This is a genomic window from Paenibacillus algorifonticola (assembly GCF_050481745.1).
In the GTDB taxonomy this organism is placed as follows: domain Bacteria; phylum Bacillota; class Bacilli; order Paenibacillales; family Paenibacillaceae; genus Pristimantibacillus; species Pristimantibacillus algorifonticola_A.
This window is the reverse complement of the sequence record NZ_JBCNGR010000017.1, coordinates 1-21,033: the sequence shown is the minus strand read 5'-3', so window position 1 is coordinate 21,033 and position 21,033 is coordinate 1. Positions and strand designations below refer to the sequence as shown.

The window sequence follows — 21,033 nt, the reverse complement described above, 5'->3', positions numbered from 1 at the left end:
ATGCTATTTTAAAAAGAAAACGTCCATCGTCATCTATGCCAGCTGCTTCTTCTTCATCTGCTCCGCCCTCCTCTGTGATTGGGGTGTCGCTGCGCGCCAGCCTGCTGTTTCTGCTCCTGTGCGGTATCGTGTATCCGCTTGTGAGCACGGGCGCCGCACAGCTGCTGTTCCCGGCTCAGGCCAATGGCAGCCTGCTCAAGGACAGCGCAGGCAACGTCGTTGGTTCGTCGCTGATCGGTCAGCCTTTCACCGATCAGCGCTATTTTCAGGGGCGGGTGTCGAGCATTGACTATAAGGCGGAAGCTTCCGGCTCTAACAACTATGCCCCTTCGAACCCGGAGCTGCTGGCTCGCATGAAAGCATCCATCGCCCAGTGGCAGCAGGATAATCCCGAGGTGCCGCTCGCGCAGCTGCCGCTTGCATTAATAACAAATTCCGGCTCCGGGCTTGACCCGGATATTACGCCGCAGTCGGCTAATGTACAAATTGCAAGAATCAGCAAGCTGACGGGACTGCCCAAGGCGGAGCTTGAAGAGCTTGTACACGCGCATACGAAAGGACGCGAGCTCGGCCTCTTCGGTGACAAGCGCGTCAATGTGCTGGAGCTGAATCTGGCTTTATCCACACGAATCGCCAAATAAAAAGAGAAGGCGGGAGCAGAATGCCACCGTATCAACGCAAGACGCCAAAGGAGATATTGGCTTCTATCTCCCGGCTGCATAAGGGACGCCTGAAAATCATCATCGGCTCGGTCGCTGGCTCCGGGAAAACGTATCATCTGCTGCAGGAAGGCAAATTTCTTAAGCGTAAAGGTGTGAATGTCGTCATTGGCTGGCTCGAAACGCATGGCCGCAAGGAAACGGCCGAGCAGGTCGGCGGCTTGGCCATTTTGCCCCGGGAAGTTATTCCCTATGGGGCAGCGCGGCTTGAGGAAATGGATACAACGGCTGTTATCGCGCGCCGCCCCGAGGTTGTGCTGGTCGACGAGCTTGCCCATACGAATGTGCCCGGCAGCCTGCTCAAGAAAAGGTACGAGGATATTTTGCAGCTGCTGGAGCACGGAATTTCCGTTATTTCCACCGTAAACGTGCAGCATGTGGAAAGCTTAAATGATGCGGTGGAGCAGTTGACCGGTGTACGGGTGAGAGAAACGGTGCCGGACGCGATTTTACAAATGGCGAATGAAATCGAGCTCATTGACGTTACGCCCCAAATGCTGGCGCAGCGCATGCGCGAAGGTAAAATTTACAAGCTGGAAAAGGTGGAGCAGGCGCTGGGCTCTTTTTTCAAAATCGGCAATTTGATTGCCCTGCGGGAGCTGGCGCTGCGCGAAATTGCGGATGATGTCGATGAACGGCTGGAGTCGTGGGAACGTGGCCCTTCGCTGCGGGGACCTTGGCGCAAGCGCGAGGTGATTTTTGTATGCATCGATTTGGGTGATCAGGCGGAAAGGTTGATTCGCCGCGGTTTTCGCATCGCTCACCGCTTGAAGGCGGAATGGCATGTCCATTATGTGCACAGCCGTAAAATTCAGCAAACCGAGGCGCAGCAAAAGCGGCTTCATGCGCTGCGGCAGCTGTGTGAGCGGCTTGGCGGCCAACTGGCGGTAAGTGCGGCAGATAGACGCCAGGAGATTAGCGGGATTTTGCTGAAAAAGTTGACTGACCTGCAGGCGACCCAGCTCATTATTGGACAATCGCGCCGGCCGCCGTGGCAGACGCTCGTCCGCAAAACGATTGTGCAGGATTTGCTGCGCTCCGCCAGACATTTGGATATGCTCATTGTCGCCAAATGGGAAACAGAGCCCATGCCGCCTAATCTCGGCGCAGGCCCTGTTGATGATTTATAAACAGGCTTACTTACGGGGGACGGCTATCCTTTCAAACGCCAGGCACTGCGGCTCAAGTTCAAGCTCAGGCTTAGGCTAAAGCTCAAGCTCAAGCGGCATGGCCACGTCTTTTTTTGGAAGGATTGCCTAATAAGCCGTGTTTCCGGATTGGCTGGTTTTGCCGGATGCAAAACCTTTGAACAGCGTCGGCACGCCAGAATAGCGCGTGTTGGTTATTTTGCCCGTTGTGGAGCTGCTGTCTGTTCGCAAAATGGAATCCTTCACCTTGGAAATATCGCTATTTGAAACATTCATGGAGACCGAATAAGAGGTGCCGCCATTTTGACGAACGAGCTTGCCGATGTCATTGGCCTTGAAATTTTTAATATTGATCGTGCCGGATGCATTCATTTGGAACACTTTGTCATAGGCTTTGTATGCGCCTCCGCCTGTAATATTAACGGTGCCGGAAGATTTTAGAGTCAAAGCGTCCTCGCCTACATCCTGCCAAGTCACATTCTCAATATTGCAGCTGCCATAACAGTGAACGCCGTCGGCAGCAGGAGCGCCGATAATAACATTTTTCAGCGTTGCGCCTGCTTCCAGACGGAATACCGGCTTCTGGTTCTCAGCCTGGCTGCCATCCCCTAACGTACTCGGGTTCGCTACAAAAACTTTGCCTTTGCCGTCGTAGGTCGTATTTTTAGGAACAATAATGGTAGCGTTTACAACTTCTGCCGCTGATACAGGGGCAGGCTGCACACCAGCCATTGCAATAATAAGGGCCAAAGATAATAGAGCACCAATCCAATTTTTCATCGAATAAACTCTCCTTTATTCCATTTAATTTGGTTGTGGTGAAGCCTCATCCTTTAATGCCTCAATAATTTATGCAAATAGATGTGCACCTCCGTTTGCATCTACATAGAAGATTACCTAATTTTTGCCATTACAGGAATAATCATTAGCTCAGCAGTTGTCCAATTGGCCCAAAATCCCTTATTCTGTAACAATTTTCGCGGTTTCCTGTGATGAATGTCACAATCGTTTGCGCCTCCCTGTGTTATTCTAACCTCAGTAAGCAGCAAGAGGAGTGATTGCTCATGGAAACAGAAGCGCTAGGGAAAGTCGAGCAGCTCGCACAGAAGAAGCATATGATTTTTAAGCAAAGCCGCATTCGATATATTTCCAGGTCCATGCTCGCCAGCATGTTCATCGGCTTTGGCGTTATTGTCGCCTTTAAGACGGGTAACTTTTTTTATGCCGAGCATTCTCCACTCGCTTATCCGATGGCTGCGCTAACGTTCGGAGCTGCGATTATTCTCATCGCATACGGCGGCGGCGACCTGTTTACCGGCAATACGTTTTATTACTCGTTTACCGCGCTCCGGCGCAAGCTCAAATGGACCGACGCTATCAAAATGTGGCTGACCAGCTACGCTGGCAACCTGCTCGGCGCTGCCGTGTTCGCCCTGCTCATTATGACAACCGGACTGTTCGACAGCGAGAAGGTCAATACGTTCCTGCTCAGTGTCGTCGAAGCGAAAATGCATACGTCGTCGATGGAGCTGTTTTTCCGGGCGATTTTATGTAACTGGCTTGTCTGTCTCGCCTTTTTCATTCCGATGGGCATGAAGCATGACGGGGCAAAAATGTTTTCGATGATGCTGTTCGTCTTCTGCTTCTTTATTTCGGGCTACGAGCATAGCATTGCCAACATGTGCACCTTCGCTATTGCACTAGTCGTCGACCATCCCGACACGATTACTTACGGCGGCGTCATTCATAATCTAGTGCCTGTCACACTCGGCAATCTGATTGGCGGCGGCGTATTAATGGCATATATGTATTATTTCGTGAACAAGCCTTATTTCGACAAAGAGGATCACACGCAAGAGCAAGGACAGAAGGAATTGCAGGAGTAATTACATCACTAGACAGGGAGAGATCGAATATGAAAAAATCAAGAATTGTTGTCATTGGCGCCGGGGCCGTAGGCTCGACAACCGCTTATACCCTGCTGCTTCGCAATCGCATGGATGAGCTGGTGCTCATTGATGCCAATGAGAAAAAAGCGATCGGCGATGCGCTCGACATGAACCACGGCATGCCATTCCTTGGCGGCACGAAGGTATGGGCAGGCACATACGAGGACTGCAAAGGCGCGGACATTATTATTATTACGGCGGGTGTGGCACAGCGTCCGGGCGAAGAGCGCATTCAGCTGCTGAAGCGCAACGTGGCGATTTTCGACCAAATTATTGAAGAGGTCTTGAAATATAATGACGATGGCATTTTGCTGATAGCTTCGAACCCAGTGGACGTCATGAGCTACTTCTCCTTGCGAAAATCGCGCTGGCCCGTTAACCGCGTCATTGGTTCAGGCACGCTGCTCGACAGTGCGCGCTTCCGCTATCTGATTGGCGAAGAGCTGAACATTGATCCGCGCAGCGTCCACGCGCCGATTATCGGGGAGCATGGCGATTCGGAGCTGCCGGTATGGAGCCTGTCGAACGTCGCAGGTACGGAGCTTGGGCTGAACGACGAGCAGAAGGACCGGATCTTCACCGGCACGCGCGATGCCGCTTACCAAATTATCGAAGCGAAAGGCGCGACGTATTACGCCATCGCTCTGGCACTGGATCGCATCTGTACCGCGATTCTGCAGGATGAAGGCGCTGTGCTGAACGTATCCACCCTGCTCGACAACTACCTTGGCGTATCCGATGTGTACATCGGCGTTCCATGTGTCGTCGACCGCAGCGGTATCCGCAACGTTCTGGAGCTGACGCTGTCCGACGAAGAAACGGCGCTGTTCCAGAAGTCGGCGAACAAGCTGAAAGGCTTGATTGAGTCGATTCGGGATGAGATGGCGTAAGGAATGCGTTGGAATAGGGAATATGGAAAGAACCTGCCGAATGTAGTTCAGCAGGTTCTTTCCTTTTCTATAAGCAAGCCTAACTGTTATTTGATTAACGATTTTAAAACGTCATCTATAATGAGTTGGTTGGCAACGGCATTGGAATTGAACCAATGACCTGAATCTACCTCAAATATATGGCCCGCCTTAAATGCGGGAAGCGATTTCCATAGAACATTATCGGTTGGCGTCTTTGGCCTACCCTCGCCGGAAAGCACGAAAATGTAGTCCACATCACCCATTTCCCCGAGCTTCTCTATGCTATAATCTCCAAAATCCTCATCTGTGGCTATTTGGGGCTGCTTAAAACCTAATTCCCCGTAAAGCAGGCCCGCGCTGTAGAAGCTTCCAGAAAACAATTTAAATGATTTATCACCTTGCGGCAAAAGAATAGCTGCCGTCTTCCCTTGAAAATCAGCGGCCAACTGGGCTTTAGCTTCCCCCAATTTCTGGTCGTATTTCGAAAGCGCCTCCTGAACGGCACTCGGATTGTTCAGTACATCCCCCAGTGCAATCAGATTATCCCTCCAGCTCTGATCGTCTGACGATAGGATAAAGGTTGGGGCAATTTTTGCGTAATCCTCATAAGTTCCGTTCTTAATCCAAGACTCTGATGTAAACACAATCAAGTCAGGATCGTAGCCTAGCGCAAGTTCAGGCGTCAAACCATTCGTCAAATCCAGCACTGGCGTGTCCTGCAGCCAAGATTGCAAATATTGCTGCGGCTCCTTGCCGATTCCCCACTGGGCAACCGGCTTGGTTCCCAAAGCCATCATCGGGTCTTCCAAAAATAATGCCAGCACTCTTTGCGGATTTCCCGGCACCTTCACTTCATGTCCAGCTGCATCCTTAAGTGTCCGCTCTTCATTGGAAGCCGCCTTGCCGCCCGTTTCAGCTCCTGTCGCTGCAGATGGATCAGCCGCAGGAGCTTGGCTTGCTGCAGTGCTTTCTTCTTGCTTCGTTCCTCCACAGGCCATAAGACATATCCCCATCATTACAATTGTTGCGGCTATCATTAACCCCTTGTTAGTAAAACGCATGCTGGCTTCCCCTTTTCAACTGATAATAATTATCAGCCATTAGCTTAGCACGACTCCTTCTAGGACTCAATGGACATTGCTTTCTTATCGGCCCTATTGATATGGACAATGTGATCATGCTAAAGAAAGAGGGGACATGAGAGCATCTACTGCTCTTCCAAGCTGCTTTTCAATAGCAAGCGGATCATAAAGCAAAAATAAATCGGCATCCAATATCCGTACCCGCCCCGTTTGCACGGCTTGCAGACTGGTCCATTCCTTCGTCTGCTGCAGCTGTTCCCAGCGGATAGCGGCAGCCCCAGAATCCTGTTTCATAAAGACGATCATCCAGTCTGCATCGTACTCCCGCCACGCTTCTCCACTCAACTCGACAAAGCCGAAATCGGCATCCTGGCTCATTTGGGCAGCAATTGAGGCCACAGGCCTCAGCTTAAGCGCATGATAAAAGACATGCCCTACATTTTGGCCGCCATAAACACGCAGCACATCTCCACCATAAAGCATCAGCAGGGTGAACGTTTCCTTTTCGCTGACCGTGTTGGCAATTTGAATACGCCCTTCTTCGGCACTTTCTGCATATCGGCGCAGCCATGCTTCAGCCTGCAACTGGCGGTTCGTTAATTGGGCTATAAAAGCAAGCCGTTTCAACAAATGGCTATGAAACCATGGAATTTGAATAACAGGCGCGATGGACCTCAGCTTCTCTTGCCAGCCAACCTGAAACTCGTAGCATAAAATAACGTCCGGCTTTACCTGTTGAAACGCTAGCCATTTCTCTTGCCAGGAGCTGTTATTATCTAGACGTGTCGATCTGTTCCAATTCAGCTCATTAGGATGGCATAAATAAGGATCTTCCTGTACTAAGCAGGGATCAAGCTCAAGCGCAAATAAATAATAGGCAATGGAGCTCCAAGCCGCAGCCAGCCGTTTCGGCGGTTGCGCCGCATATTGCGTCGGCGTCAGCCCCGTCCTTTTTTTAAAAATACGGCTAAAATACAGCTCATCGCGATATCCGGCTTCGTTGGCAATATTTTTCATAGAGCCCGCTGCCTGCAGCAGCAATTCTTTGCTGCGATTGATCCGGAGGGTAGTCAAGTATTCCAGCGGGCTGGTCCCCATTTTTCGCTTGAATAGGCGGGAGAAATGAACCTTGCTCAACCTGCTCATTCCTGCCATGGCATCTAGAGTAAGCTCGTCCTTATAGTGAAGCTGCATATAATGAATGATCTGATCCATCCTGTATCTAAGGTCACTTGTAATAGGAACTTGCCTGCCCTCTTCCACCATACTCTCCAGCATTTCATGAAAAACTGCTTGCAGCCGGTACCTAGCGCCACGACTTGTACGATTGCTGTATTCAGCCATTTTGTTGATTTGCAGCTTGAATAGATCAAAGGATTCCATGAATAGTATGGCTGCTTCTCCAGGCCGGACCATACCCCAATTTGGCAGCTTCTGTATGGATTGAGGTTCCAGCGCTCCCTCACGCTGAACTGGGCTGTATACCTCAAACTGAACCTCGGCATAAATAAAGCGGTCATGTGGGACCGGGGATAGCTGGACGTAGCTGCCTGGCGGAGCCAGAAGCATATGTCCTTTTGTCACCTGAACGATGCCGCCATTGGCTTCCAGCATGCCTTGCCCTTCCATAATGACTAATATTACATAGGAAGTGAGACGGCGCGATTCCGCTTCCCAAAGCTCACATTCCGCCACGAATTTATGAAAAACGAACAGTTCGTTCCCTGTATGCTCCATGCCCTCTCCCAGGACGCCATTCATCTGTTCAGCCTCTTCGTATTTTGACATTAACTGCATCTTAGCTTGTGTATTACCGTCCATTATAAACGATCCTCTCCTCCTGCAACAGCAAAGAACCGACATCTCACTCATAAGAGAATGTCGGTTCTAGTAGGAATTTTGAGAAATTAGGCTAGCTTTTGCTCGTAATCTTCACCGTCGCCGTTGCCGCATCCCAAGCCGCATCCATATCCAGCCCTTCGGAAATGAATCTCACTGGCACGAGCGTCCGGCCGTTCACCACCGAAGCGGGAACATCCAGCGTAACCGCTGTTCCATTCACATAGGCCGTCGTGCTGCCAATCGTGAGCGTAACCGTGCGGTCATCCTTGACCGCTGTAATTTTTTTCGTAGCTGCATCCCATTTCACCTCAGCGCCAAAGGCTTCGAAGATGCCGCGAAGCGGAACGAGCACCCGCCCCGATTGATTAATTGGCTCCTGATTGTCGAAGCTCACTTTGCTGCCATTTAAAAGGACAGATATAGCTCCTACTGCTGTAGTTGGAGTCGTTGTCTTCGTTGTTGTAGGCAATGGTGTTACCGCCAGCCCCAGCTGCTCTTGCAAGCTAGCCAGCCTGTTGAGCGCAAAAGTCATCAGCGACCCAGCCGCCATCGTGCCCATCCCTTGGCCGCCTTGCCCTTGGCCTGCTCCTTGGCCTGGACCTTGTCCAGCAGCAGCTTGTCCAGTTGCTGTGCCATTGCCTGCGGCAGCATCCGTCGAAGCCGCATCACTGCTGCTTCCTGTCGCGGTTCCTGTATTGTCCGGTCTTGTTGCATTCGTGCCATCCGGCATCGTCGGCGGCGTCATACCCGCATCATCAGGAGGCGTCATGCCTTCCATTGCTCCGCCGCCTTGCATGCCGCCAGTTGCATCGCCTGTAGCGGAATAAGCTACATTGGATTCAAACTGCTCCACCGTATAAAATTTAGTCGGATCAGCCGTGACACTTGGCCGAATAATATCAGCCAGCTCGGTAATGCGATCCTCGATTCCGCCCAGATACTCCACCAGTTCATTTACATAGGTCAAATATTTGGCCTTATACTCCGGCACTTCCAGCAAATTCCCTATCATGGGGACGCTGTCCATGCTGATTCCCATGACCGGCACATCAACCGAGGCGGTTGTCGCATTTGTATTGGTAGCTGCCGTCGTCGTCGTGGACGTCGTTGTTGCCGTGGATGTCGTAGTTGTGGTCGCAGTTCCCGCTGCTGCCGCATTGCGACCGGCCCCACCTCCGCCACCAGAATAGCCGTTAAACGACATATTGAAATCCCATGGCAGGACACTGAATTTTCCATCTGCATCGCCATACAGCATGTAGTTATGGCCCTTATCGCCATTATAGCTGTCGTAGTTGCCCAGTACAGCGTTGCCCGCAATGTATTTCAGGGCCGAGTCTACATCGAGTACGTCCTCGATATTCCCTTTCTCGCCAGCAGGCATGTCATTCAGCACGCTAATAAAATTTTTCAACGATGCTTTGTCATCCTCTGTGCCAAGCTCATACGTCAGCGTCTCATAGCTGCCGTCTTCCTCATATTGCAGATAGCTTTTCTCGTCCGTATCGTAGAGCACGCCATCGTTGTAATCTTCGCCATAATTTCTTTCCATATAGCTGTCATCAATAGCTTCAGCACCTACATAAAAGCCATACAATTCACCATTGATATACAGGTTCGTAAACACGGTCAGCGGGGCATCCAGCCCGATTGAGCGCAAAGCTTCGTAATGCAAATATTCACGTAAAAAAGAAGGATCTGCGTAGCTGTTGTTCAGCACCATTTTATCCAGTCCGAGCAACGTTTGTTCTTTATCGTATTTGTCGAATTTCAAGCGAAAGCTGTAGCGGTCGGAATCCGTCATGCTGGCTACGGCCTTCAAGGTCAAATTGCCTTTGGTCGAAAAGCCTACGTTGCTCAGCACATTGCCGTCAACGTCTACCGTTACCTTTTTGTACTCCTTATCCAAGGGGCTGGCCAAAATGCTTTCCCAATCGTCGTCCGCGATCGTCACGTTCACATTAATGATTTTGTCCCCTTCAAATAGAGACTCATATTTTTGCGCAATGCCCGTCTCCGCAGCATAAACCACCGACCTGCTGCCGATTGCTCCAAAACCCGATACGGCAATCGTTAATGACAGAGCCGTAACCGCAATCTTCTTCCACATCTTTTTCAAATTCATAATTTGGATGACTCCTCCTTCAAACCAGATTTTAATTCCAGTCTTAAGGCTAAAGTATGAAGATTAAGTAAATCTTAGGTGAAATTGAAGGTTTGCTGAAAGTTGCTTGTACGCGGCGAAGGAGGGAGGAAGTAGAGTGGGAGGAGGCGCATAAGCCAGCCTCCAAATGACCAGCGGCTACTCGTAAAAAAAGAAAAACTCAAGCAGCCACTCTGCTTGAGTTCTTAGGACTGACACAACCTATTCAGCTCACAGGACGGGCCTAAGCTGGCCCAGCTGAGCCAGGTCAAATGAGCGGCGCACCCGCTTTCACTGGATGCAGCAGCGGCTCAAAGCCGGCAATGCGCGCCTCGATGACGTCGCCATCGCGAATGACGGCTGCGCCAGGCGTCCCTGTCAAAATCACATCGCCTGGCAGCAGCGTCATGACCTGCGAATGAAAAGCGACGAGGAACGCCGGCTGATAAATCATGTTAGCCATCACATTGCGATGGGCAAGCTCGCCATTATGCCAGGTTTCCACTGCCAGTTGGGACAAGTCCGCGATTTCATCGCGCGTAATCAGCTCCGAGCCGAAGCCAAAAAAGGTATCGAAGCTTTTGGCACGCGTCAGGAAACGCTGATGCTTGGCATGAATATCCGCAGCCGTTACGTCGACTGATACGGCAAAACCCGCTACGCAGCCCATCGCTTCGACTTCGGTTACATTTTTGCATGTACGTCCGATAATCATCGCTAGCTCAGCCTCCGCCGTCACATGCTCCGTCTGCTGGGCAGGCAGCTCAATTGCCGTATTTGGACCGATAAGCGACGTATCCGGCTTCATAAAGCTGACCGGATCAGCTTCAGCGAATAGTATCTCACGCTCAGCCGCTTCCTTCACATAATTCATGCCGATACCCCAAATTTTTCGTGGATGGCGATATAATGGCGCAGTTGTCATCGCTTCGTCTGGCACAAATGCCATCGCTCCGAGCTTTTCACGACCGCTCTCGTTATACCATGCCGTCAACTCGTCCAGCCGACCTTTTTGCAGCAGGTCAAATACGTTAATAGGCCAATCCGTCTGCTCCAATTGATTAATTGTATGAAGCAGCACAAAGCGATCGTCAATGTTGATGCACGCTTGCTCTACACCCTCGTAATGGATCGTCACCAGCTTCATTTTATGTTGCCGCCTCCCCTTCGCTCCCATAATTCCGCATGCTGCGTTACCCATCGCAGCAGCTTCAAATCCTGCCCTGCCCCTGCAATAATGGATAAACCGATTGGCGCCCCATCCACCTCGCCAACCGGAAGCGTTACCTGCGGCAAGCCTGACAGCCCTGCTATACAGCATAGCTGCATCGTTAGGGCGCGCTGCTTGTCTGCCGCTTCTCCACTAATGTCGCGGTCCGGCGCCGTTCCAGGAATGGTTGGAATAACGAGCAAGCTATTTGTTCCGAGCAGCTCTCGCAGCTTGGCACGAATGCTGCGCCGTTCCTCTACCTTTTTCTCGCTGTCTTCTTTGCGCAAGGTGCTTGCCCAGTGAAATCGCTGCGCTATCCCCGGGCCAAAAGCAGGCTGCTCACGTGTAATCCACTCGCCATGCGTCTGCCAAATTTCCAGCCCTTGAATAGTGCGGAACGCTTCCAGCCACCGCTCCAGTCCTTCAGGAGCAAGCATAAGTTGCTCGGCATTTGCGATAACGGCCTCCAGTTGAGCAACGAATGGTCTCAGCTGTAGTGCGCTAGCAGAATCCGCTTTGCTCCATGCATCTTCTGCGATCAGCAAGCGGCTGAAGAGCTTTACATCCGCCGTCTCCGCAGCAAGCAGCAGCTCGCCAACCTTCAGCAGCAGCGCGCTGTCCCGTGCCATCCAGCCTACCGTATCAAAGCTCGGAGCCAGAGGTATGACACCATCCATCGCAACTGCGCCATGCGTCGGCCTAAAACCATATACGCCGCAATAGGCGGAGGGCACGCGAACCGAACCGCCCGTATCCGTTCCGAGAGCAAAATCCACTGCCCCCGCTGCAACAGCTACGGCGGAGCCGCTGGATGAGCCGCCCGGTATGCGATCAGGCGCAAGCGGGTTAATTGGCGTACCGTAATGGGCGTTCTGCCCATTGATGCTGTACATCAATTCATCGGTATGCGCGGCCCCAGTCAGAGCGGCTCCGGCGGCAAGCAGCCGTACAATGGAAGAGGCGGTATCCTCCGCCGCTTCGTGCGTACGCAGCCAGTCGGGGTTGCCCGCACTGCTTTGATGCCCTTTAATCGCGAACACATCCTTAACCGCAAAACGGAGGCCATTTAGTTTGCCTGTATGAGTAGCTGGAAGTGTAAGCTCCGGCTTTATAAAAGCATGAAATGCATCGTTTATTTGATGCTGCATGATTGCTGTCCCTCCTGTCCAGCCTGTTCCGCTTATGTTCTAGCGATAAGGCCGATTTCGGTATCATTGATTACAACCAACTCTGCAATCGCACCTAAAAAGCGGGCAGCCCATCACAGCCCGGTCCCCGGTCTGCTTTACTCTTTACCGCATGTTTTGCCGCATGCTTCTCCGAGTCGAGCCGCTTACCAGCCAATTGCCGCGCCATCGCTGCGCGGATCAGCTCCGCCGCAAATGACGCCGTCCTTGCTAATCGTAATTGCATGGGCGTGGCCCATAATGCCGTCAAACTCTTTCATGCGGCGAACATCATGCCCGGCTTTCTCAAGCTGCTCCGTAACCTCGCCTGCTATGCGGCTCTCTAATTTCAGCTCCTGCGTCTGCGCCCCCCATGTGCGGCCCCACACCCAGCGCGGCTCATTCACCGCCTGCTGCGGATTCATGCCAAAATCAATCATCCGCGTAAGGATCGCCACCTGTGTCTGGGGCTGCCCTTCGCCGCCCTGCGTCCCGAACAGATGGCTGGGCCTGCCGTTCAGGCATGCCATAGCTGGCATCAGCGTATGGAAAGTCCGCTTGCGCGGCTCCAAGCGGTTCACGTGCTGGGGCTCCAGCGAAAAGAAGGACCCTCTATTTTGCAGCAAAATACCTGTATCCCCCGCAACAACGCCCGAACCAAACTCAAAATACAAGCTCTGAATGAAGGAAACCGCGTTGCCCTCCTCATCCACGACCGCCGCATAGGCCGTATCATTCCCAACAGGCTTCGTATCGATGGGGCGGGCCTCAGCAAGCTTAATAGAAGCTGCAAGCTCCGCCGCATAGGCAGGACTCAGCAAGCGTTCGAGCGGAATTTCCACAAAAGCAGGGTCCGTCAAAAATAAATTGCGGTCGCGGAAGCCGAGCTTAAGCGCCTCAATCATAAGGTGATAATACGTATATGAGCCATGCCCATAACTTTTCAGATCATAATTCTCCAACATTTGCAGCGCCATCAGCGCCACAAAGCCTTGCGAGTTCGGCGGCACCTGGTACACGTCATGTCCACGGTAAGAGCCTTTAAGCGGCGCAACCCATTCGCCTGCATGCTCGGCAAAATCCTCCTTGGTCAGCAGCCCGCCGCTGCTCTGCAAATAAGCGGCGATCCGCTCCGCCATATCGCCTTTATAGAAAGCATCGCGCCCCTGCTCCGCGATAGCGCGAAGGCTCGCTGCGAGGTCGCGCTGCACAAAGCGCTCCCCCGCCTGAACGGCGCGTCCTTGCGGCAGGTATACCGCCGCTGTAGCTGGAAATTGTGCCAGCATGTCCGCATGCTGCACCGTATTTTCATATTGATCCGGCGACATCGGAAAGCCGTCTTCCGCATATCCAATAGCCATGTCTAGCACCTGTGCAAAAGGCAGACGCCCATATTGGCTATGCACGGCATGCCAGCCGTCCACCATGCCCGGAACCGTAATAGCGCTGCGCGGTCCGCGTACCGGGATCGCAGCTTCGCCGGCAAAAGCTTCGCGCGTTACAAGACTGCCAGATCGCCCGCTAGCATTATAGGCTCTCACCTGCTGCTCCTTATGTTCGTATGTGAGCCAAAACGAGTCGCCGCCAAGTCCCGTCATATGCGGATAGACGACAGCCAGACAAGCACTGACCGCAATTGCGGCATCAAAGGCGTTGCCGCCCTGTTCTAATATCCGCGCCCCTGCTGCCGAAGCCAGATGATGGGGGCTTACAACCATGGCCTTCGTGCCGGTTATCGGCTTGTTCATGCTATTCCACCCTTTATAAGTCAAGTTATCTGACATGATCTATTGAGTATTAAAGTAACATGGGAGCTCGACTAGTGGCAACTATAAAATTCTTTTTGCCCACGATTGACAAATTTCATATTGATAAGGAATGAATTTGGTTATATATTTATTCATATCGTAATCAAATAAAACTTATCACATACGTTTTGACATTTACGCTCAACGGAGCAAAAGGAGCTTTTCATATGCAATCCAAAATGCCGCCCGCCCAGGCAGAGCACGCCATTGACGATATTGATCGTAAAATCATCGCTGCCCTGCATATTAACGGAAGGATATCTTACACTGACTTAGCCAAGGATATCGGTTTATCCCGCGTTGCTGTGCAAGCCAGAATCAACACCCTGCTGGAGCAAGGCGTTATTGAGCGCTTCACAGCCGTCATCAATCCGGAGAAAATTGGCGTGACGGTATCGGCTTTTTTCAATGTCGAGGTGGAGCCTAAATTTCTGCATGAAGTAGCGGATCGCTTATCCGAGGAGCCCGTCGTGACTAGTCTGTATCACATGACTGGCCCCAGCAAGCTGCATATGCATGGCCTGTTCACCAGCAACCAGGAAATGGAGTTATTTTTGAAAGAAAAACTGTACCCGCTACCCGGCATTATGAGCGTTGATTGCCAGGTTTTAATCAATCGCTACAAAAGCAGAATGGGAATGAGGCTGTAAAAAATGGAGACGACAACGAGCACCAAAGCATATGGACAGCTTTCCTGGGCGATGTTTAAAACGGGTATTTTCGGCTTTGGGGGCGGCCCCTCTGTTATTCCTCTCATTCGGCACGAGGCTGTGACTCGCTATGATTGGATTAACGATGAGGAGTTTGGCGAAATTTTGGCGCTGGCCAACGCATTGCCTGGACCCATTGCAACCAAGATGGCCGCTTATCTCGGCTATCGGCTGCAAGGCTGGCTGGGCGCGCTCGCTGCTGTGCTTGCTCATATTTTGCCTTCAGCCGTCGCAATGATCGCCTTGCTGTCCGCTGTACAAATTCTTAGCGGCTCCGCTGTTGTGCAGGGCATGATCGCTGCGGTCATTCCCGTTATTGCAGTCATGCTTGGGGTAATGGCATATGAGTTCGGCAACCGTGCGGTGAAGGGGCTGGGCTGGATAGCTGGGCTCATCAGCTGTGTGCTCGCTTTTCTGCTGCTGCAGGTCGTGAATATTCAGGATGCGGTCGTTATTGCCGCCTTCCTTCTCTATGGGGCGATGCATTTCAAGGCTGCCGCATGGGTGAAGACGTGGAGAAACAACCGGCGCGATAAAGACAACAATACGAGCGCGAGCGCATAAGGAGCAGTCACTATGGATTGGTTGGATTTAATTATTGGTTTTTTTCTCGCAAATATTTTAGGCTATGGCGGCGGCCCTGCCTCCATTCCGCTCATGTATCATGAGGTCGTGGACCGTTACCACTGGTCAACCGATGCTGAATTTTCAAACATACTTGCGCTTGGCAATGCCCTTCCGGGACCGATCGCTACGAAAATCGCCGCGTTCGTTGGATACGACGTATACGGTATTCCGGGCATGGTGATCGCGCTTGCGGCAACGATTATCCCTTCGGCTGTGGCGCTGATTTTTCTGCTTAAGCTGCTGCAAAAGCATCGCCAGTCTCCCATCGTCAAAGGCATGACGCTGCTCGTTCAGCCCGTTGTCGCCATTATGATGCTGCTGCTCACCTGGCAAATGGCAAACACAGCCGTTCAATCCGCTGGCCTCTGGCAGACGCTCGCTATTGCCGCTGTCGCCTACTGGGCGATGGAACGCAAGAAGATTCATCCAGCGATCGTCATCTGCGTCGCCTTCGCTTACGGCGGCATCGTGCTGTCGCAGACGATGGCATAAAGGATGCAGCATGCCTCCTTTATGTCACTCATCATGAAAAAGAAGCGGCCCGCACATTCGCCAACGCGTTTGTGCAGGGCCGCTTCTTTTTTATCTCCATCTTCAAATCCACTTTTATTGCTTAGGCGGATAGATACCCTCCATGCAAATAATATAATTGATTGCCACGAATGGCTGCATATTATTGTGGGGTTGGGAGCCTCCGCTTACCTGTAAGGCAAGAGGGTGCATAGTTGTGTTCGGCGATTCATTATATGCATATGTTGTAGTGCCGCGCGGTTGATTGGCCCAAATGCTGCTAACGGCATCCGTCGTATTGGCTACTGTCTGGGCATTAATCGAGTGGGTATGATTCGGCATTTCACTTTGGAGTATCGTTTCCGTTCTGCTGCCGCCCGTCTCATAGCACTCCCTCGCTGTCAGACCATCTCCGGTGCCATGATGCATCGGCACAAGCCCGCGCAAATCAGGCAGCTTAAAATAACTAGTCTTGTCTGAACCAAACTGACCTCCTATTATTGTGAATAACGCTTGATTTCCTAATATAGGTATCTGCTGGCCATGACAAAATTCCCAGCCCGCCGGAGCAAAATCACCTGTAAACAAACGTATTTCACCAAGGTAAGCGTCCATATCAAACCCCCGCTTTCTTTTTTTATTATTGTCTCTGTGGAAAAGTCCCTTCTATGGCAATGCAAAAATTAGCAACGGCATAGGGCTGCATATTGTTATGAGCCTGTGATGCTCCCGTTATACCGATGGTGTTGAACGACATGTTTCCGCTTGCCGTTTTGCTGAAGGCATTCAAGCTGCTTGCACTCCATGTATTACCTGCCACCGCGCCTTTTGTTCCATTGTCGGAGCTGGCCGACACCGTATGGGTATGGGCAGGAATCTCATTTATAGTCAGGACATGCTGTTCGGAACCGCCCGTTGCATACACAGGAATGGCAGCATCAGTGGTTGGATGTATGACAGCCTTGCCCTGCAAATTTGGCAGTTGAAATGTGGCTTTGCCGTCTCCTCCAAATTTATTTCCGATAATCGCGAATAATGCTTGGTTTTCTGTCACTTTAAGCATTTGTCCATTGCATGCAGCCCAGCCTTTGGGGGCGTAGCCAACTGCAAATAATCGAATTTCGCCAAGAAACCAATCTCCCATTTGTATTCCTCCTCTTGAATAACTATCGCCTTGTTTACTCCTAAGACTGTTGGATCGGGTAGAGGCCGTTCGTACAAATAATATAGGTCAAGGCCATAAAGGGCATCATATTGTTGTGGGGTTGATTGCCTCCTACAGAGTACAAAGTACTGCTGTTACCCAGTGTGGCATTAGGTGCCTCTCCTCCCGAATATTGCTTAGCCGTGCTCGCTGCCCAAAAATTGTTTTCAGGCGATGATTCCTCGCCTGCAGCACGCTGCGCTTGTGTCAGGTGGGTATGAGCTGGCAGCTGCGACTCCGTCAGCTGTACAGTTTCAGCACCGCCTTTATCCTTCAAATTATAATTGCTTCCCTCTGCACTCTTGCCCATATGAACCGGAACTCGTCCCCGGAAATCAGGGAGGGCAAACGTTGTTTTCCCATTTCCTCCGTATGTTGTCCCTATCAGGCTGTACAAGGCTTCGTTTTGGGAAATTAGGATCGTCTGTCCATTGCACATCTCCCAGTCCATTGGCGCATACTTGCCGACAAACAGCCTGATTTCGCCCAAATAAGAATCTGCCATTTTAATTTCCTCCTCGGTTTATTTGTTCTGTGCTGATTGTTTAGCAGCCTACCCGTTGATTAAATCAGCCTGCAGCAGCAGTCTGCGAATGAGTGCAGCAGCCTCCGCACGGGTAATGTCGTCCTGCGGATGCAGCTGTCCGGAGTTACCCGTCACAATTTGAAGCTCAACCGCAGCGGCCATAGCGTCTTTCGCCCAACTGCTGATTTCATTCAGGTCCTTGAAAGCGGACAGCTTATCCAAAGATCCCGAAGCGCTCAGCTTCGTGTAAGCTACAGCTCTTGCGATAATCGCAATTGCTTCCTCGCGGGTAATTGTCTTTAGGGCGCCAAATGTGCCGTCAGCATAGCCGGTAATAAGACCATAAGCCGCAGCTGTTTCCGCATAACCGGCATACCAGCTTCCAGTCTGTACATCAGAAAATTTACTTTGCCCTTGTAGAGCCGCTGGACGCAAGCCTAAACCACGTACGATAATCGCCGCAAATTCAGCGCGGGTAATCGAAGCATCCGGTGAGAAGGCCGTCTCGCTTGTCCCTTGTACAACCATGCGGGAAGCCAGGTCATTCACCTCATCGCGGCTCCAATGCTGCGCCAGGTCCTGCATTTCACGCGGATGCCAGATGACGGAGTACGTACTGTTCGTCAGGCTGTTGATCACTGCATAATACTTTCCGTTCAGCTTCGTAATATTGGTTGGCACATGATAGAGCTGTCCATCGGAATGCAGCACGACTCCTGTCGTAATACGACTCGCATCAGCGCCCTCCGGCATAGGAATCATCATTTGCATATAGCCGCTGAATGTGGAGACAGCCGTCTGCTCTCCGTTGTAAGAAGCTGTAATATGGAATTCCAACGGCGAAGCGGCGATCTCCATGCCCTGGCCGGATGCCGCAGCATATACTTGATCAGACTCCGATTTTGCCGATTTTGCTATTGTGATGCTGAAAATAATGTCCTTTAAGCTGTTCTGCGCTCCTAGCTCCTTGGCAATCGCATCAACAGGGATAAGCGATGCAGGGAATAAATAAGAGGCTGAGGCCGTTTGAATTTCAAGCGTCGCCGTTTTATCTGTCATTACCTTGAGCAGTTGACCATTCAATAAGCTGTTCACACTATCTGCCGCTTCTGTATACGGAATCGTGACTTCGCGATTGGATTCGGACTCCAGCTTTTTAATGATTTTGTCGTTGTCGAGCGTTACTGTCGCATAGCGCAGTTGATTGCTGGTGAACGTCTGCACCGTAGCCGTCTGCTCTTGCTTCACTCCGTCTACATATACTGAAATTCCGGTTCCCGCTACCACTGTCCCCGTTTGAACGGAAGTGCCTGTTGAAGGAGTTGAACCTGAGCTTTGCTGGGCGCGGGTCACCTTCACCAGATAAGTACGGCTCGGCTTTGTTGAGTCAGCCGCCGTAACCGTGACCGGAATTTCATTCAGACCGACACTTAACTGCACTGTAACCGGATTTTCTGCCGATTGGCCGTTTATCATTACCGTCGCAAGCGGATCAAAGGCTTCAGCTGTAATCGTCGTTGCTTCAACTGCATAAGCCACATTTTGCTCGTAGCTCAGTGTATCCTTGTGGAATGTAGGCGACAGACTGCCCGTGCTGGTCGAAAGCGCCCCTAATTCGCTAATTCCATAAGGTGTAATATTTACTGTAATAACGGCTGGATCGGAATCCTCCTGTCCGTCCGAAGCTACATAGGTGAAGCTGTCTGTCCCTAGCTGACTCGGACTCGGCACATAAACAAACTCATCGCCGTTAATAATCGTCACGCTGGAGGACTTTGTACCGGTTGTGATTATACGGAAAGTTAATGGATCTCCGTCCGCGTCTGTTGCTTGCAGCTTTTGAGTCAGAGATGCAAGACTTTCTACATAGTAGCTTGCATTCTCAGCTACCGGCCGGTCATTCACCGGCGTGACCGTCACCTGGACCGTAACCGGATCGGATTCATCCACCCCGTCAAAGGCCTTTATTGTAAAGCTGTCATCCCCTTTAAAATCCTGATTCGGCGTGTAGGTCAGCTGGTTCCCGTTGGCAATAACCGCTTGGCCGTGCTCCGCCTGTGCATCCACCAGAAAGGTCAGCGTATCCAGATCCTCATCCGTCCCCGACAGCGTCAGGCTCAATACATCGTCCTCATCCATTTGCTGAGGAGCAATCGCCGTTATAACAGGCTTGGTGTTCCCCACAGTCACCGTAAAGCTGGATGTACCTTCCGCCAGACTGCTGTCCAATACATGGATCGTAATGGCAGCTGAGCCTTGCATTCCTTGAGTCGGCTCCACTGCAACCGTACGCTGCTTGCCGCTGCCTGCTAGAGTAATTCCGCTGAGCGGAACAAGAGCAGTATTGCTCGATTCAGCTGTTACTGTAAAATCGCTCGGCTCTGCGTCAGGATCCGTAATGGTAAAGCTTAGAGCCTGTGTAGCTGTATTTCTGCTTATGCTTTGATTGGCAATCGCACTTACTGTCGGAGCATCATTCACCGATGTCACAATCAGGGACGTCTGACTGTCTACCACTGGGGCAGCTGTCCCATCATCCACCGTCACCGTTAAAACAACGGTCTCCGTCGTTCCCGGAGCAGCCCGGTTTGCCTCTGGCGCAAATACCAATTGGCGAATGGCTGTCGTCAGAGCATCAGCCTCTCCGCTTGCTTCATATTGACTGCCAACCAGACTGAAGCCGGATGCCTGAAGGGAAGCAGCGGTAAATTCACCTTTTGCCGCAGTATCCAGTGCGATGCTGACCGTTAGCGTCTGATCAGGATCCGCATCCGTTATCGATACGCCAGTAAAGGGTTGCTCCGTCTCCGTATCCAATAGCTCAAATGGAGTTGCGGCAATACCCGTCAATTCGGGAGCGTCATTTACCGGGGTAATAGTAACCGATATCGTACTGACCACCGTGCCTCCGCGTCCATCGCTTACTTCAATTTTAAATATATCCTGACCATAATAATTAGCGTCCGGAGTGTATTCCCACGCTCCGGTCGACGAATTCACCGTTGCGATTCCATGGGCGGCCTGCTGCAAAATGGAATAAGTCAGCGTATCGCCTTCTACATCGTGTGCCGATACTTGTCCAATAACCGACGTATCCTCATCAGTCGTTACGGAATCATCCGCAGCTGTCGGCGGATCATTCACCGGCGTCACGGTTACGGTAATGGTGCTGGTCGCCGTGCCTCCTTTGCCGTCGCTAACCTCGATCTTGAATACATCTTGGCCATAATAATCCGCAGCTGGAGCATACTCCCATGCCCCCGTTGACGCATTGACCGTTGCCGTTCCGCTGGCTGCCTGCTGCGACACCGAATACGTTAGCGTGTCGCCATCCGCATCCGTTGCTATCACCTGGCCCGTCGTATTGGTATCCTCGTCGGTCGTTGCCGTATCGTCCGACGTTGTCGGAGCCACATTGACGTTCACAACCGTTACACTTATTGTGCTCGTTGCTGTGCCGCCATTGCCATCACTAACC

At 51.6% G+C, this 21,033-nt stretch carries 18 protein-coding genes; 7 read left to right on the top strand and 11 right to left on the bottom strand.

The window, feature by feature from the left end; translation table 11 throughout:
• Positions 1-35 precede the first annotated feature (35 nt).
• A complete protein-coding gene (kdpC, locus tag ABEW34_RS16360) occupies positions 36-641 on the top strand; it encodes a potassium-transporting ATPase subunit KdpC (RefSeq protein WP_430160451.1) in 606 nt (201 codons plus the stop codon).
• Between the two features lie 20 nt (positions 642-661).
• Positions 662-1,849 carry a sensor histidine kinase KdpD gene (locus tag ABEW34_RS16355; RefSeq protein WP_430160242.1) on the top strand — a complete coding sequence of 396 codons (1,188 nt, stop codon included), beginning with the start codon at positions 662-664 and terminating at the stop codon, positions 1,847-1,849.
• Between the two features lie 126 nt (positions 1,850-1,975).
• On the opposite strand, the gene ABEW34_RS16350 is transcribed toward ABEW34_RS16355, so the two are convergent.
• Positions 1,976-2,599, bottom strand: a complete 624-nt coding sequence (locus ABEW34_RS16350) for a pectate lyase (protein ID WP_430160450.1) — start codon at positions 2,597-2,599, stop codon at positions 1,976-1,978.
• A 332-nt stretch (positions 2,600-2,931) separates the two neighbouring features.
• On the opposite strand from ABEW34_RS16350, the gene ABEW34_RS16345 reads away from it, so the two are divergent.
• Together ABEW34_RS16345 and ABEW34_RS16340 are read left to right on the top strand one after the other, a co-directional pair.
• Complete coding sequence (locus ABEW34_RS16345) at positions 2,932-3,753, top strand: formate/nitrite transporter family protein (RefSeq protein ID WP_430160241.1); 822 nt, start codon at positions 2,932-2,934, stop codon at positions 3,751-3,753.
• Positions 3,754-3,782: 29 nt separating this feature from the next.
• Positions 3,783-4,706: an L-lactate dehydrogenase gene (locus ABEW34_RS16340; RefSeq protein WP_430160240.1), complete on the top strand. Its 924-nt coding sequence runs from the start codon at positions 3,783-3,785 to the stop codon at positions 4,704-4,706.
• 86 nt (positions 4,707-4,792) lie between these two features.
• Here ABEW34_RS16340 and ABEW34_RS16335 read toward each other — a convergent pair whose 3' ends face one another.
• The 6 genes from ABEW34_RS16335 to ggt all read right to left on the bottom strand — a co-directional run bounded on the left by ABEW34_RS16335 (position 4,793) and on the right by ggt (position 13,918).
• Positions 4,793-5,788, bottom strand: a complete 996-nt coding sequence (locus tag ABEW34_RS16335) for an ABC transporter substrate-binding protein (RefSeq protein WP_430160239.1) — start codon at positions 5,786-5,788, stop codon at positions 4,793-4,795.
• 114 nt (positions 5,789-5,902) lie between these two features.
• Positions 5,903-7,630 carry a helix-turn-helix domain-containing protein gene (locus tag ABEW34_RS16330; RefSeq protein ID WP_430160238.1) on the bottom strand — a complete coding sequence of 576 codons (1,728 nt, stop codon included), beginning with the start codon at positions 7,628-7,630 and terminating at the stop codon, positions 5,903-5,905.
• A gap of 91 nt (positions 7,631-7,721) precedes the next feature.
• Complete coding sequence (locus ABEW34_RS16325) at positions 7,722-9,776, bottom strand: CotH kinase family protein (protein ID WP_430160237.1); 2,055 nt, start codon at positions 9,774-9,776, stop codon at positions 7,722-7,724.
• Between the two features lie 286 nt (positions 9,777-10,062).
• Complete coding sequence (locus tag ABEW34_RS16320; RefSeq protein WP_430160236.1) at positions 10,063-10,941, bottom strand: fumarylacetoacetate hydrolase family protein; 879 nt, start codon at positions 10,939-10,941, stop codon at positions 10,063-10,065.
• On the bottom strand, positions 10,938-12,140 hold the full coding sequence (locus ABEW34_RS16315) for an amidase (RefSeq protein ID WP_430160449.1): 1,203 nt from the start codon (positions 12,138-12,140) through the stop codon (positions 10,938-10,940). The genes ABEW34_RS16320 and ABEW34_RS16315 overlap by 4 nt, the downstream gene beginning before the upstream one ends.
• A 197-nt stretch (positions 12,141-12,337) precedes the next feature.
• The gene (gene ggt, locus ABEW34_RS16310; protein WP_430160235.1) at positions 12,338-13,918 is read right to left on the bottom strand and encodes a gamma-glutamyltransferase; all 1,581 of its coding nucleotides are present in this window, start codon (positions 13,916-13,918) and stop codon (positions 12,338-12,340) included.
• 227 nt (positions 13,919-14,145) lie between these two features.
• Here ggt and ABEW34_RS16305 point away from each other — a divergent pair, with 227 nt between their 5' ends.
• The 3 genes from ABEW34_RS16305 to ABEW34_RS16295 are packed head-to-tail and all read left to right on the top strand — an operon-like array spanning position 14,146 to position 15,807.
• On the top strand, positions 14,146-14,628 hold the full coding sequence (locus ABEW34_RS16305; protein WP_056036576.1) for an Lrp/AsnC family transcriptional regulator: 483 nt from the start codon (positions 14,146-14,148) through the stop codon (positions 14,626-14,628).
• A gap of 3 nt (positions 14,629-14,631) precedes the next feature.
• Positions 14,632-15,252, top strand: a complete 621-nt coding sequence (locus ABEW34_RS16300) for a chromate transporter (RefSeq protein WP_430160234.1) — start codon at positions 14,632-14,634, stop codon at positions 15,250-15,252.
• A gap of 12 nt (positions 15,253-15,264) precedes the next feature.
• Positions 15,265-15,807 carry a chromate transporter gene (locus ABEW34_RS16295; RefSeq protein WP_430160233.1) on the top strand — a complete coding sequence of 181 codons (543 nt, stop codon included), beginning with the start codon at positions 15,265-15,267 and terminating at the stop codon, positions 15,805-15,807.
• A 114-nt stretch (positions 15,808-15,921) separates the two neighbouring features.
• Here the strand turns inward: ABEW34_RS16295 and ABEW34_RS16290 are convergent, their stop codons facing one another.
• The 4 genes from ABEW34_RS16290 to ABEW34_RS16275 all read right to left on the bottom strand — a co-directional run.
• Positions 15,922-16,440 (bottom strand): phage tail protein, encoded by a 519-nt coding sequence (locus ABEW34_RS16290; protein ID WP_430160232.1) that lies wholly within the window; start codon positions 16,438-16,440, stop codon positions 15,922-15,924.
• A 25-nt stretch (positions 16,441-16,465) separates the two neighbouring features.
• Positions 16,466-16,969: a phage tail protein gene (locus ABEW34_RS16285; RefSeq protein WP_430160231.1), complete on the bottom strand. Its 504-nt coding sequence runs from the start codon at positions 16,967-16,969 to the stop codon at positions 16,466-16,468.
• A 40-nt stretch (positions 16,970-17,009) separates the two neighbouring features.
• Positions 17,010-17,534, bottom strand: coding sequence for a phage tail protein (locus ABEW34_RS16280; protein WP_430160230.1), 525 nt, complete (start codon positions 17,532-17,534; stop codon positions 17,010-17,012).
• 48 nt (positions 17,535-17,582) lie between these two features.
• Positions 17,583-21,033, bottom strand: a 3,451-nt coding sequence (locus ABEW34_RS16275; RefSeq protein ID WP_430160229.1) for a tandem-95 repeat protein, incomplete at its 5' end; no start/stop codon positions are given.

Bases quoted from the DNA above. Each gene is read 5' to 3' on its own strand.
- kdpC (WP_430160451.1), top strand. From the start codon at position 36: ATGCCAGCTGCTTCTTCTTCATCTGCTCCGCCCTCCTCTGTGATTGGG.
- ABEW34_RS16355 (WP_430160242.1), top strand. From the start codon at position 662: ATGCCACCGTATCAACGCAAGACGCCAAAGGAGATATTGGCTTCTATC.
- ABEW34_RS16350 (WP_430160450.1), bottom strand. From the start codon at position 2,599: ATGGCTGGTGTGCAGCCTGCCCCTGTATCAGCGGCAGAAGTTGTAAAC.
- ABEW34_RS16345 (WP_430160241.1), top strand. From the start codon at position 2,932: ATGGAAACAGAAGCGCTAGGGAAAGTCGAGCAGCTCGCACAGAAGAAG.
- ABEW34_RS16340 (WP_430160240.1), top strand. From the start codon at position 3,783: ATGAAAAAATCAAGAATTGTTGTCATTGGCGCCGGGGCCGTAGGCTCG.
- ABEW34_RS16335 (WP_430160239.1), bottom strand. From the start codon at position 5,788: ATGCGTTTTACTAACAAGGGGTTAATGATAGCCGCAACAATTGTAATG.
- ABEW34_RS16330 (WP_430160238.1), bottom strand. From the start codon at position 7,630: ATGGACGGTAATACACAAGCTAAGATGCAGTTAATGTCAAAATACGAA.
- ABEW34_RS16325 (WP_430160237.1), bottom strand. From the start codon at position 9,776: ATGAATTTGAAAAAGATGTGGAAGAAGATTGCGGTTACGGCTCTGTCA.
- ABEW34_RS16320 (WP_430160236.1), bottom strand. From the start codon at position 10,941: ATGAAGCTGGTGACGATCCATTACGAGGGTGTAGAGCAAGCGTGCATC.
- ggt (WP_430160235.1), bottom strand. From the start codon at position 13,918: ATGAACAAGCCGATAACCGGCACGAAGGCCATGGTTGTAAGCCCCCAT.
- ABEW34_RS16305 (WP_056036576.1), top strand. From the start codon at position 14,146: ATGCAATCCAAAATGCCGCCCGCCCAGGCAGAGCACGCCATTGACGAT.
- ABEW34_RS16300 (WP_430160234.1), top strand. From the start codon at position 14,632: ATGGAGACGACAACGAGCACCAAAGCATATGGACAGCTTTCCTGGGCG.
- ABEW34_RS16295 (WP_430160233.1), top strand. From the start codon at position 15,265: ATGGATTGGTTGGATTTAATTATTGGTTTTTTTCTCGCAAATATTTTA.
- ABEW34_RS16290 (WP_430160232.1), bottom strand. From the start codon at position 16,440: ATGGACGCTTACCTTGGTGAAATACGTTTGTTTACAGGTGATTTTGCT.
- ABEW34_RS16285 (WP_430160231.1), bottom strand. From the start codon at position 16,969: ATGGGAGATTGGTTTCTTGGCGAAATTCGATTATTTGCAGTTGGCTAC.
- ABEW34_RS16280 (WP_430160230.1), bottom strand. From the start codon at position 17,534: ATGGCAGATTCTTATTTGGGCGAAATCAGGCTGTTTGTCGGCAAGTAT.